The organism is Iodobacter sp. BJB302 (assembly GCF_002735645.1).
Classification (GTDB): Bacteria; Pseudomonadota; Gammaproteobacteria; order Burkholderiales; family Chitinibacteraceae; genus Iodobacter.
Window position 1 is genome coordinate 26069 of sequence record NZ_PDZG01000046.1, and the last position, 12629, is coordinate 38697.

Genomic DNA, 12629 nt, shown 5'->3' on the forward strand with positions numbered 1-12629 from the left:
AAAACCAGGGTGGGGTCATGTTCAGATAAATACCCCACTGGCTAAGCTTTCACAGGCAAGTAAAACCAAGTGATATTCAGGCAGCCAGCCATTTTTTTAGCATGGCTTGCAGGGCATCGATATGAATGGGTTTGGCAAGAAAATCATCCATGCCCGCATCAAGGCATTGCTGGCGATCCTGCTCAAATACGCCTGCGCTTAAAGCAATAATGGGGATGCGGGGGCGATGCGCCGCGATTTCTATCTGCCTGATCTGCCGGGTTGCTTCAAAGCCATCAATATCGGGCATCTGGCAATCCATAAAAATCAGGGCAGGCTTTATGCCATCGCTAAATTTCCGGATCGCTTCGCGGCCATCCTGAGCCAGCTCCAGAGCGAAGCCCAGCTTGGATAAAATTGTTTTTATCACGGTCAAATTGAGCGGATTATCGTCCACCACCAGAATAGGCAAGGTGCATTTTGCTGCAGGGCTTTCGTATACCACACTGGAGGGCAAAGCGGCTGGCTCAGAAAAATCCAGCGCTACCCGAACACAAAACCAGAAGCAGGAGCCCTTACCCGGCTCACTCTCTACGCCAACCTCGCCCTCCATCAGGCGGGCCAGTTCACGCACAATAGACAGCCCCAAGCCGCTGCCGCTGTATTTACGGGTATTGCTATTATCAACCTGAGAGAAAGGCAGAAATAACGCCAGTTGCTGCTCCGGGCTGATACCAATACCCGAATCAGACACCCTGAACATCAGCATTGCATGATCGCCATCACGCTGGCTTTCATACGCCTCCACCATCACCGTGCCGGATTCTGTAAATTTCACGGCATTACCCAGCAAATTAGCCAACATCTGCCGTAAACGTAGTGCATCGCCCAGATAGCGTGGCCTGTCTGCGGCCTGAAGCCAGTTGCGGCGTACGCTGATATTTTTTTGCATCAGGCTATAAGCAAACAAGGAAAGCGCATCGTCTAAGAGCTTTTCCGGCTCAAACACCACACTGTTCAGCTCAAATTTACCCGCCTCTACTTTGGATAAATCCAGAATATCGTTAAGCAGCGTTAATAAGCTCTGGCCTGATTTCAAAATAATTTGCGCGTAACTCAGCCGCTCTTCTTTCTCCAGATCATCCAGTAAAAGCAGCTGCGCCATGCCCAAAATACCATTGAGCGGGGTACGAATTTCATGGCTCATGGTGGCCAGAAACTGACTTTTTGCTTGATTTGCCGCGTCGGCCTCTGCTTTAGCCCGCCGCAAAGCGTCCTCCTGGCTGGCTTTTTCGGCCACAATGGTATTCGACATTTGCATCGCGGCCGAGCGCAGCAGGCTGGCATGATCTGCCACCAGCACCCGGCTTAATTGGGCCATGCGCACAAACAGCCCTTTGCTCGTCAGCTGCACATCGCCTTCAGCTGAAAACGCCGCATTGGAATAATAAAACGGGCCTGCATCACAGGATAAAACCGCAGCCTGGCACTCTGTCAGAATCGCATCGATGCTCATGCCCGGCTGCAATTTTGCCGCGGCAAATTCTTCAGCAAAAACAGCATTCCAATCCTGCAAAGTGCCGGCCTGATCAAACAAAGAGTAGCTATGCAAAATCACGATGGGCTCAGGCGTAGCCTAACTGCCGCGCCGCAAGCGCAGTACCTTCAATACGGGCCGCAATTTTAGCGAAAGCGGTTTCGCGGCTGGTGCTGGTGTCATCACAAAAAGGTGAAAAGCCACAATCATCGGTGGTGGCCAGATAGGGATGCGGGATATAACGCGCGGCTTGCAATACCCTTTCGCAAACAGTCTCGGCAGTTTCAACCTGCGGATTAATCACGTCGATCACCCCCACAAAAATCACCTGATCAGGCTTACGGTATTGCTGAATAATTTTCAGCACCCTTTCCGGGTCTTTCTCGCAGGCCAGGGCAATATAAAAACACCCTGCCCTTATTTCAAACAGGCTGGGGAGTAATTCGGCGTAATCCACATCAGCGCTGTGGGTGGAATCATGATCGCTGCCGGCGCAGGTATGGATGCCAATTTTTTGCCGCTCTTCAGGGCTGAACCGATCCAGCAGCATATTATTAATATCAATAAAGCTGCGTAAAATCTGCCCGCTTGGATCCAGTTTTACCGAGAGCCGCCCCTCGGTAAAATCGAGCTGCACTTTGCTTGCCCCTTGGGCAAAGCAGCCGCGAATTTCTTTTTCCTGCTCATCCAGTAAATCGGCCACAAATTCATCACGGGGATAATCGGCAATGCCCTGTGCAGGGTAAAGCAAGCTTAAGGCAGAAGCCGAGATAATGGCCTGCTTAAAGGGCTTTTGCGTATACCGGCGCGCGAGGCCAATTGTTTCATGTGCAAAGCGTGCAAACCGGAATGGCCCACGGGTTAAGCGTGGCAGCTGGCGGATATGCCCGTCATGAAAAGGAATACACAGGCCATCGGCGGCCATATTTTCATTTCCCTCTACCCCATAGGTGGCAAAGCTGTGGGTTTTACGCTGCTCGCCATCCCCGAGCACAGACGAACCAACTGCCTCCAGATTCAGAACGGTGTCTTTAACCGCTTCATCATAAAAGATCTCCAGCCCGGCTGCGCTTAGCTCACCCTGATCAAACAAAGACAATGCGCGCTGCAATTTTGCAGACCGCGGAATACTGCCGATAGATTCAGTTTTGATACTCATGAAACAACTCCCCCGAATAAGCGTCCTTTAGTTTAAGTGAGATACAACTACTTGCATAATTCTTTCCCAATAATTTCACACAACAAAATACATTGACATTAAATACCAGAGAAAAACATTCCAATTACGCAATACAAACCCCATAGATGGTCAGACTAAAGTCAGCAAGATCTGATGCATGCACTACAGTCACTTTTGCAGCGCCAGGCAAGCTTCTGTTACCAGCCATTAAACCCACATGCAAGCGGTAACATGCACTTTGCCCACCTGCACCACATCTGCCAGACTGCCCCCTCCTGTCATTGGGGAGTAGCTATCCTTCGCGCAAAGCGAAGGAGGTGGCGTCAACAAACTTGCGGCCTCTTGCTGCATGGCGTCATTGATCATCAGCCGGTATGGCGGATAATTCAGCGAGACCTTTGGCCTCGATCCGTTTGCCTGCCGGGCAAGCCGTATCGAAGCGCCATTGGTTTAAACTGCTTGCCCGGCATTGTGATTTTGCATGTTGCTCACCCTGTTGCTGTTTTTCTGCTCCGCCATTGCCATCTATTTAGCCTGTGATTATTTCGTCAACGCCATTGAATGGTGTGGCCGGCATATGAAGCTGGGGGCCACTGCGGTGGGCTCGGTGCTGGCGGCTTTTGGCACGGCGCTCCCCGAAAGCGCGGTTACTTTTACGGCGGTGGTCTTTGGCACAACGCCCGCGCACAAAGACATTGGCGTGGGCGCAGCCATGGGCGGCCCTTTGGTTCTGGCAACGATTGCCTATGCCGTGGTGGGCTTAGCGCTCTGGCGCAATCATCAGCGCCTGGCCCGCACCAATTATTTAGTCAAGGTCGATCAGGCACGGCTTAGCCAGGATCAGCTGGCATTTTTAGCCATTTTTATATTTAAAGTTGCGCTCGGCTTAATCGCATTTGCATTTAAGCCCTATCTGGGCCTGCTGTTTTTGTTGGCTTATGCTGTGTATGTCTGGCGGGAAATCAACACCGCTGAAACAGCCCCTAGGGAAGAAGAACTAGAGCCATTAAAGCTGCGCCCGGGCAGCGATAACTGGCGCTGGGCTGCTTTGCAAGTGGGCTTAGCCCTCGCGGTAATTGCCCTTGCCTCGCATATTTTTGTATCCCAGCTCGAAAACTTAGGCGTGATGCTGGGCCTCGCTCCGCACCTGGTGGCTCTCTTACTCAGCCCAGTCGCCACTGAATTACCAGAAATCATGAACACCCTGATTTGGGTGCGGCAAGGCAAAGAGCGTTTGGCGCTGGCCAATATATCGGGCGCGATGATGATTCAGGCCACCATCCCCAGTGCGCTGGGTATTTTCTTCACGCCATGGCTGTTTGACGGCCCGCTGCTCGCATCTGGCATCATCACCACAGTGGCAATTATTCTGCTGTATTTGATGTTCAGGCGCGGCAAAGTCACAGGCAAGCAATTAAGCTGCATTGGCTTTCTTTACGCAGGATTTGCGCTCTACTTAGGCTGGGCTATCTGAAACAGAACAATGCCCACCGGCGCAGATAAATTCACCGATGGGCAGACTGCTTAAAGCGAGATATGTAAATCGAAGCGTGCGCCATTAGAGAAGGTACAAGTACCTGCACCCAGCTCTGCGCTGCTCATGCTGTAATCACACTTGGCGTAGCCGCCTTTATTGCCCACCGCATTTGCATTGCCTTTGGATGAACCAGGGGCACGGGTGGCTTCGCCTGCATAGGCTTCTTTGCCTGCGTTAAAAGCAAATTCGCCATGGCCTTTTTCAGGATTACTGATTGTGCCGTTGATCCGGCCAATCAGCGCTGCCGCCTCATTGGTAGGATAAAGCCTTGCGGTATATACAGGGCGTGGAGCGACCACTTCTGCCATTGCAACAGGCACAGGCTGACGGGGCGACGAGCCTGCACCAGCAGTTGCAGGCTGAATAGGCACGATATAACAAGCAGACAACATCGCGGCTACAGAGGCGGCAATCAGCAAACCTTTTACTTTTTTCATGGTGAACTCCTTTCTATTTTTACCAGGCAGTCTTACTGCATTCGCCAGCAGTGTTTCAGCATGATTTAGCACTGTCAAGATAGGTCTAACCATTGGATTAAGAAAAAACCCCGCACAAACAAGCCCGCCAAAAACTTACAGCCCATCAAAAGCTAAATGCCTGCCAGAAGCTATTCAGCAAAACATAGCCTGCCCATCCCGTGCTTTTATGCCATTTTCAAATACAGCACTTTACCCGGAAGTGGCCGGATATTTGCTGACTAAAACCTTTCTTGCACAGCCTGCAGCTGTTTTAAGGCACGCCTCTGCCATAAAATTTCGTCATAAATTGGCAATATTACCCGGGCCTTTCTGATGCAAAAGCATGTCATTTTTAAGCAAGCGAATAAAGAGCAAGGCACTAAAACTAAAATCCCTTTATCATCTGCCCTTCGGCGCTGTTGTAGCGCCGAAGGCATTTATTAATGGGCCGCTCAACAGCGATGCGTTTCTATGCAAAAAAAGTGCGGGCAAGACCGCCACTGCACAGTGAATTGGTGCAGTGATGTTTGAATGCGGCATGCCGCCTTGCAGGAATTTGTCGTTTGTAATGAGGCCCTAATCAGGATTACCCAATGAATCAAACCCATATCACCGAATTTTTTGACCTGATCGCCGATGGCGGCCTGGAGCAAAACGACATCATGGCCATGAGCGCAGAAGTGCTTAAAGCCGAAAAAGATGCAGATGCCTATCTGGCAAACGATAAAGAAAGCGCTTACCAGGCCCATTTTGCGATTCCGCTTTGGGAATGGGTCATGATCGAGCAGCTGGAAGACGGCCTGATTTTCCGCGGCAAACAAGCCGATGCGCTCTACGCACAAATTGAAGATGCTTTTGGTGAGGGTGAGCTGGATTTAGCGGCCGCCGCACTGAAAGACCTGAGCAATGCCGACGCCCTTGCCCTGATCCAGAAAGAGCTGGCCCCGGCCTACACGCTGGTGAACTTCAGCAAGCCGCTGAATGATGAGCTGCAAATCGTGCTGATTCGCAGCAATAAGCTGGAGCGCTTTTTAGCGCTGTGCAACACACTTGAACTGAGTGCCGCGCCAAGCTGCTTGTAAGCAGATAAGGAGCATGGCCTGCCATGCTCCAGCGCCTAAAAGAGGCTGTGCTCTGCCTGAGCCGCCTCTTCTGGCGCGAATCCCCCGTATCTGGCCGACTCCCATGCGTGAATCGCATGTTTACGCGCCTCCCCCCAGTGATAGCCCCCCAGCTTACCGCCCTGCTGAATAACACGATGGCAGGGGATGAAGAATGCAACAGGGTTTGAACCTATCGCCGTACCCACCGCCCGCGCCGCACTGGGGCTGCCGATCGCATTCGCAACTTGGGAATAACTCACCACGGCCGCGGGCGGAATCTGCAGCAAGGCTTTCCAAACACTGACCTGAAAATTTGTCCCCGTCACATGCAAAGAAACAGGCCGATCTGGTTTTTGTGCCCCGCCAAACATTCCATCTAATACTTCAAGCGTAGCCTGCCGCTCTTCATGCACCACGGCATAGGGCCATTTTTTGCATAGATCAGCCAGATGCTCGTCAATTGCTTCGCCCTGCAAGAAGGAAAATTTACAAATCCCTCTAGGCGTAATGGCAATAAACGCGGGGCCAAATGGCGTGTTATGCACGGCGTAAGCAATCGACAAACCGGCTCCGCCTATTTTGTACTCCCCCGGCGTAACGGCCTCCAGCTGCACAAAATGATCATACAAACGCGAGCCACTGCTTAATCCCAGTGAATCAGACACCTCCAGCAAAGATTTTGATTCACGCAATAATTGCTTGGCCCGCTCTAAGGTCAGCACCTGCAAAAACCGTTTGGGCGTTACCCCTGCCCAGCGGCAAAACATGCGCTGAAAATGAAAGGGGCTTAAATGTAAGTGGGCGGCAATCTCATCCAGCCCTGGCTGACTGTGCAAATGGGCAGAAATAAAATAAATCGCTTTTTCAATACGCTCGTAGTCCGTCATTTCAATCCCATCCCAATGCATTACGGCCTGCACAGCCCTGATTTACACACCCTGCGTCACAGGCATTCAGCAGCCCCGCTGCGGCAATAAACGCTGCTTTATATAAGGCATAAACAGAGTATGGGGATTAAAACCCACTGCCGCGACCCGAATCTTGCTATGTTCAAAGAGCCCGCAGCAATAAACCGCACTACAATGCAGCCAATTTGGCCAAACGATTAAAAAAAGCCCGCATATGCAAACTCTAAAACTCGCCCTTATCGCCCTGCTGCTGAGCGCCTGCACAACAGCCACGCCCCCCGCCAGTAAAGCGCCGCCATCAAAGGCCCAAAGCTGTGCACTGGAAGGTGGAGAAATCAAACAAGGCGGCATCATGGGGCACAGCTACTGTGTGAAACCTTACCCTGACGCCGGAAAAACATGCCGCGACAGCACAGATTGCCAGGGAAAATGCCTGGCAGAGCTGGGCACGCCCCAAGCAGAAGACGGCAAGCAAACAGGCCATTGCCAGGCCAATACCCTGCCCTTTGGCTGCTATGCAGAAGTCAAAAATGGCAATATCGGGCCAGGGCTGTGCGTTGATTAGCCTGAGCAGTGGCAATAAACCTGCCCTGTTCAATCATTCCGGGCAGGAATCCAATTTTTGCCCCCCTCCCCTGAGATACGCCCCTGTGGGGAAGGGCATTTTATTCAGCGCCAGCCCCAAAGCACTTAGTGCGCGTGATGCGCCACCGCTGATGCATCGGCCTGCTGGCCATGTGGCTGATGGCCGTGCACAGCATCCATTCTGACCACGCCCACAAAAGACGAAAGCAATGAAACATCCGCACGGGATAAGCCTTTTTCAGCCGTAATCTGCTGATCAAGCAGCTGCTTCGCTGTTCCTGCAGGCACACCGGCCTGCTGCAGCAGAGTGGCGTTCACCTCCCCTGCACACAGCTGCGTTTGCCAGCCATGAGGATTCTTTTTAAGTAAAGCGCGGCCGCCTTTATCGCCTTGCAGCCAGCCGGCGATCCATCCGCCCATGCGAAAGCCGTAAAATGAATTAAAAGCAGCCCGGCTAATATCTTTTTCATCCCCATCCCCTTTAATTAAACACAGGCCAATATTGGCGATTAAAAACATAAAAAGCAGCAAAACCATCTAATCAGTGCAATGTTAAATACTTATCCTGCTTGCTGATCAGCCGGTCATATTCCGGGCGTTCATACGCATCCAGGCACGACATCAGCACCAATTTTTGCCCTGTTTGCTGAGCAACAAGCGTTTCCTGCTTTAAATGCCGGTCAAAATAAGCACGCACTTTTGCATAAGCCGCTTCATTATCATAAGCACCCAGCTGAAAATACCCGCCCATTGCCAGGCTGCCCTGATCATTTAATTGGTCGTTTTTGCTCAGACAATAACTAAGCCCCCATTTTTTTAAAATACTGCGCTCAGCAATCACGTCACCCCCCGCAAGCACTATGGCGGGTAAAATAAATAAAACGACCACAATCCATTTTTTTATCATTTCAATTCCCAAAAAACCTTTACAAATTCATCACCAATGTAATCTGCCCACTTTTCTATCCAGCACTTACAAATTACAAACAACAGTAAGTAAACTAGCATTACATCGCCCGATTAATCTAATCTGCTTTAGCCCATTTCTGATTACGCAACATGGCACACCATAAACTTACCCTGCCCCAGAAAATATGCCCGGTTTGCCAGCGCCCCTTTGTGTGGCGCAAAAAATGGCAGAGAAATTGGGAAGCCGTCAAATACTGCAGCGTGCGCTGCGCCAATCAAAAAGAGCCACGATGAGCACCTTAAGGCTAATTCTGGGCGATCAGCTCAATATCAGGCACAGCTGGTTTAGCGAAAGCGAGCTGGCCAGAACTGATCTGACTTATGTGCTGATGGAGCTGCGCAGCGAAACCGATTACGCCTGGCATCACGCCCAAAAAGTACTGGGCATTTTTGCCGCCATGCGCGGCTTTGCCCAAGCCCTGCAAAAGGCAGGCTGCCGCGTGCGCTATATCAAGATTGGCGATCAGGATAATCAGCAAAATTTTATTGATAATCTGCATGCCCTGATTAAAGCCGGGCAAATCAGCCAGTTAGAGCGCCAGCAGGCCGATGAATACCGCCTGGAAAGCGCGTTTCAAAGCACTGATTTTGGCATTCCCGTTACAGTGGTAGATAGCGAGCACTTTCTGCAAGACCGTGCCAGCATCAGCCAGCAGTTTGCACAAAAAGTCCCGCGCATGGAGTACTTCTACCGCGCGCTGCGTAAGCAATATCAAATTTTACTGGATGTCAATGGCCAGCCACTGGGCGGGCAATGGAATTACGATCAGGACAACCGTAAACGCTGGAACGGCCAGCCTACAGCAAGCCCCTGGCTAAACCACCACAATGATCTCACCGCCCTGTGGGACGAAATCAGCCAGGCCCGGATCAAAACTCTGGGCGCACCGCAGGCCGCTGATTTTGCCTGGCCAGTTAGCCGCAGCCAGGCCAGGCAAACGCTGGCCGCATTTATTGAAACTGCCCTGCCCAACTTTGGCGCGTATCAGGATGCCATGAGCAGCGCATCGCCCACTTTATTTCATGCAGGGATTTCATTTGCACTGAATTTAAAACTGCTGCACCCCATGGAAGTAATCCAGGCAGCAGAAAAAGAGCTGAAAGCCGGGCGCGTCTCCCTTTCCACCGCGGAAGGTTTTATCCGCCAGATACTAGGCTGGCGGGAATTTGTCCGCGCCGTGTATTGGGCAAGGATGCCGGGCTATGCCACGCTCAACGCTCTGAACCACCAGCGCCCCCTGCCGCGCTGGTTTTGGAGTGGGCAAACCAAAATGAGCTGCTTAAAGCACGCGATTGATCAATCGCTGGCCTTGGGCTACGCCCACCATATTCAGCGCCTAATGCTTACCGGCAACTTTGCCCTGCTGGCAGGCATTGCCCCGGATGAAGTCGATGCATGGTATTTGGGTATCTATGTGGATGCCTTTGAATGGGTAGAGCTACCCAACACCCGCGGCATGAGTCAATACGCCGATGGCGGCCTGCTGGGCAGCAAGCCCTATACCAGCTCCGCCAGCTATATCCATAAAATGAGCGACTATTGCAAAGGCTGCAGCTATCAGCACACGCAAAGACACGGCGAAGGCGCCTGCCCGTTTAACAGCCTGTACTGGCATTTTCACCACCGCCACAGCGCCACCCTGCAAAAAAACCCCCGCCTTGGCATGACTTACCAAACATGGAAAAAAATGCCAGAAAGCGAACAAAGCGCCACATTATTGCAGGCAGAGCACTACTTAACGAATATTGATCACCTGTAGCTTTTTAATTAAGGGCAGCCATTTTTAGTGCAAATAAAAGCCCATCGGCTCATTTAAAACTAAACAGATAAGCAGATAGCAGAAAGAGATTTCTGCAAATAAACCATGGCTATTCGGGGTAAAAATGAGCACCTTCAAGCACCATAAATACTTTAATCATTTGCATGGCAGCCCAATCAAACCAGCGAGATAAAAATGCAAAAATTTGCAGAAATCCAAGCCCGCGCCATCGCACGCAAAGGGGGCGAGCAGACTTTACAAGACCTGCTGCCGCCAGTCGCAAGCGAAGCACAATTTTTAGCCCTGCCCGATCACCGCATCCTTGCCATGATGTGCAAAGCCATTAATCAGGCGGGCTTTAACTGGACAGTCATCAGCAATAAATGGCCGCAGTTTGAAGAAGCTTTTTTCGGCTTTGATACAGACAAGCTGGCCATGCTCTCAGCCGAGCAATGGGAAGCCTATTGCAGCGACGTGCGCGTGGTGCGGCATTGGCCAAGAATTCAGGCACTGATGGAAAACGTCAGCTTTGTGCGGGAATACAGCCAGCAACACGGCAGCTTTGCGCGTTTTCTAAACACCTACCCCGCATCCCGCCAGGTTGAATTAATGGCCTTTCTGAAAACCCACGGCAGCCGCCTGGGCGGGCAAACCGGGCAATGGTTTTTGCGCTACATCGGCAAAGACGCCTTTGTATTAACGCAAGATGTAGTACTGGCCCTGCAGCAAGCCGGCCTAGACATCCCCGACCAACCCACCGCCAAGCGTGATTTAAATAAAATCCAGCAGTTATTTAATGACTGGCACCAGGAAACCGCCCTGCCCTACACGCACCTAGGCAAAATCGCCGCCTATTCGGTGGGCGTGAATTATGAAAGCCAGTTAATTCAGCAGGAGAGTAGTAAGTTTAAGGCAGTGATTGGGTGAGTTGTGGCTGGGTGTGTTTGAAAACTACATTGCTTAAGTTGGCTTCATCTAGCTGTACATAACTAGCAGATACTTTATGCATACGCTAATTCAGTACCACTCTAGCAAAGTTCAAAAAAATGAGTTCAGGTTTTGCAATCCACAAATAATTTCCTTGATTGCTGGATTGCAAGACCTGGCCCTATTATTTTTTGGTTTTTGCAATTTCAGTATTTAAGTCCCGGCCTGACAAGTTGAAAATTGCATTTCGTACAAATGCAATTGCCGTCTTTTGCTATACGGCGGGGCTTGCTTTAGTACTAACGCTTCACTGGCGCGGCCAGGAACCAGAACAAAATTACATACCAATGCTATTACTATTACTTACCCCATCATTACTCAATGTATTTTCGCTTGTCCAGTTGCAACAGAAACAGGACCAAAGCACCATAGAAGAAACAATCAACTAAATTAACTGCAACAGAACCTATATGGTCAGGCCTTACATTTAACACGAGCAATCAACTCCCCCCTTAGCAAACCACTTTAAATTTTATCCGATGCAAAATGTAAGACCTGACCACGAGACTTTTGATTTACTCTCACCTATTCAAATAATTAGTTCGGTTTATTAAGATATTTAGCAATCGCCTTGTTTAAATTATTAGGTTTAGTCATTTCAGACGTTAGTTGCACTGCATCTTTGTACGTCTCACGCGTCAAATCCTGCATGGTTTGTAACTTCTGTTTATGACCGTTGGGCAAAGCATCCAATTCATCAGAGTCAAAAAGATTAAATAGAGCATAAGCGACAACCTTGTTTTTAGGCACACCTTCACCTTGCGCATATCGTTTTCCAAGCGCGAATTGCGCGAAGTGTTCCCCCCGCTCAGCCCCCATGCGCAACCACTTCACCGACAAAATATCGTCCTTGGTAACACCCAAGCCAACTTCATACATTAAACCTATGCTTCCCTGCGCAGAGGCATCACCTTGTTCGGCTGCTTTACGATACCAACTAAAAGCTTGAACATAGTCCCTTGGCACACCTCGCCCATGAAAGTATTGGAAGCCCATTATTCTTTGCCCAACTACATGCCCCTGCTCAGCGGCCTTTCGGTACCAAACATTGGCCTGCGTATTATCTTGCCGCACACCTTGTCCTTCGTCATACATTACGCCAATGTTAAATTGCGCCTGAGCATCTCCTTGTTTAGCGAGCGGCATAAAGCTTTCAAATGCCTGTTTATAATTTCCTGCTTCATGTGCCATCAAACCTTCATCAAAACCAGCATTTGCTGTTGAAATAAATCCAGACAAAAAAACAATAAGAATATAATTTTTCACACTAAAATCCGTTTATATTTTAATAAATTTAAATTCAACTAAAAAACCAAGTACAAATTTAAAATCAAAAACACTCAGACAGCACTTTCAATTAGATGAAAGTAAAATAATAATAATTTAATTAATAAATAAACCATACAAAAACACACTAAAAATAAATAAAAAATCAAAAAAGTTTAACAAATAAATAAAAATAAATTAACAATTAAAATCCTTTTCCATACAAGTTTTAACCTGATTATGTCTCTTGCTCAATCTCCTTGCTCAAACCACTTAAAAGGCCTAAGGTGAACGAACGTTCTTTTGTGGAGTGGTCGTCATGGCAATCAACCCAATCCAGATGCAAAAGGGGCTGTCGCT

The 12629-nt window shown here is 49.7% G+C and carries 13 protein-coding genes and 1 riboswitch; of the genes, 6 read left to right on the forward strand and 7 right to left on the reverse strand.

The window, feature by feature from the left end:
* Positions 1 to 76: 76 nt before the first annotated feature.
* Positions 77 to 1597, reverse strand: a complete 1521-nt coding sequence (locus CSQ88_RS14730; protein WP_099398845.1) for an ATP-binding protein — start codon at positions 1595 to 1597, stop codon at positions 77 to 79.
* Positions 1598 to 1604: 7 nt separating this feature from the next.
* Complete coding sequence (locus CSQ88_RS14735) at positions 1605 to 2675, reverse strand: 5-methyltetrahydropteroyltriglutamate--homocysteine methyltransferase (protein WP_099398846.1); 1071 nt, start codon at positions 2673 to 2675, stop codon at positions 1605 to 1607.
* 292 nt (positions 2676 to 2967) lie between these two features.
* Positions 2968 to 3173: riboswitch (yybP-ykoY riboswitch) on the forward strand.
* 4 nt (positions 3174 to 3177) lie between these two features.
* On the opposite strand from CSQ88_RS14735, the gene CSQ88_RS14740 reads away from it, so the two are divergent.
* Positions 3178 to 4170 (forward strand): sodium:calcium antiporter, encoded by a 993-nt coding sequence (locus CSQ88_RS14740; RefSeq protein WP_099398847.1) that lies wholly within the window; start codon positions 3178 to 3180, stop codon positions 4168 to 4170.
* Between the two features lie 50 nt (positions 4171 to 4220).
* On the opposite strand, the gene CSQ88_RS14745 is transcribed toward CSQ88_RS14740, so the two are convergent.
* On the reverse strand, positions 4221 to 4670 hold the full coding sequence (locus CSQ88_RS14745) for a hypothetical protein (RefSeq protein ID WP_099398848.1): 450 nt from the start codon (positions 4668 to 4670) through the stop codon (positions 4221 to 4223).
* A 614-nt stretch (positions 4671 to 5284) separates the two neighbouring features.
* Between CSQ88_RS14745 and CSQ88_RS14755 the strand changes: the two genes are divergently transcribed.
* Complete coding sequence (locus tag CSQ88_RS14755; protein WP_099398850.1) at positions 5285 to 5773, forward strand: hypothetical protein; 489 nt, start codon at positions 5285 to 5287, stop codon at positions 5771 to 5773.
* A gap of 35 nt (positions 5774 to 5808) precedes the next feature.
* Here CSQ88_RS14755 and CSQ88_RS14760 read toward each other — a convergent pair whose 3' ends face one another.
* Positions 5809 to 6681, reverse strand: coding sequence for a methylated-DNA--[protein]-cysteine S-methyltransferase (locus CSQ88_RS14760; protein ID WP_099398859.1), 873 nt, complete (start codon positions 6679 to 6681; stop codon positions 5809 to 5811).
* A 235-nt stretch (positions 6682 to 6916) separates the two neighbouring features.
* On the opposite strand from CSQ88_RS14760, the gene CSQ88_RS14765 reads away from it, so the two are divergent.
* Entirely contained in the window at positions 6917 to 7267 is a 351-nt protein-coding gene (locus CSQ88_RS14765; protein WP_218963107.1) for a hypothetical protein, read from the forward strand.
* A 125-nt stretch (positions 7268 to 7392) separates the two neighbouring features.
* Here the strand turns inward: CSQ88_RS14765 and CSQ88_RS14770 are convergent, their stop codons facing one another.
* Positions 7393 to 7824, reverse strand: coding sequence for a copper uptake system-associated protein (locus CSQ88_RS14770; protein ID WP_099398851.1), 432 nt, complete (start codon positions 7822 to 7824; stop codon positions 7393 to 7395).
* 4 nt (positions 7825 to 7828) lie between these two features.
* The gene (locus CSQ88_RS14775; protein ID WP_099398852.1) at positions 7829 to 8194 is read right to left on the reverse strand and encodes a hypothetical protein; all 366 of its coding nucleotides are present in this window, start codon (positions 8192 to 8194) and stop codon (positions 7829 to 7831) included.
* Between the two features lie 152 nt (positions 8195 to 8346).
* Between CSQ88_RS14775 and CSQ88_RS14780 the strand changes: the two genes are divergently transcribed.
* From CSQ88_RS14780 to CSQ88_RS14790, 3 genes are all read left to right on the forward strand, one after another.
* Complete coding sequence (locus CSQ88_RS14780) at positions 8347 to 8490, forward strand: DUF2256 domain-containing protein (protein ID WP_099398853.1); 144 nt, start codon at positions 8347 to 8349, stop codon at positions 8488 to 8490.
* Positions 8487 to 10016, forward strand: coding sequence for a cryptochrome/photolyase family protein (locus CSQ88_RS14785; RefSeq protein ID WP_099398854.1), 1530 nt, complete (start codon positions 8487 to 8489; stop codon positions 10014 to 10016). The genes CSQ88_RS14780 and CSQ88_RS14785 overlap by 4 nt, the downstream gene beginning before the upstream one ends.
* 195 nt (positions 10017 to 10211) lie before the next feature.
* Complete coding sequence (locus CSQ88_RS14790; protein WP_099398855.1) at positions 10212 to 10943, forward strand: DNA-3-methyladenine glycosylase I; 732 nt, start codon at positions 10212 to 10214, stop codon at positions 10941 to 10943.
* 597 nt (positions 10944 to 11540) lie between these two features.
* On the opposite strand, the gene CSQ88_RS14795 is transcribed toward CSQ88_RS14790, so the two are convergent.
* Positions 11541 to 12269, reverse strand: a complete 729-nt coding sequence (locus tag CSQ88_RS14795; RefSeq protein ID WP_099398856.1) for a tetratricopeptide repeat protein — start codon at positions 12267 to 12269, stop codon at positions 11541 to 11543.
* Positions 12270 to 12629: the final 360 nt, after the last annotated feature.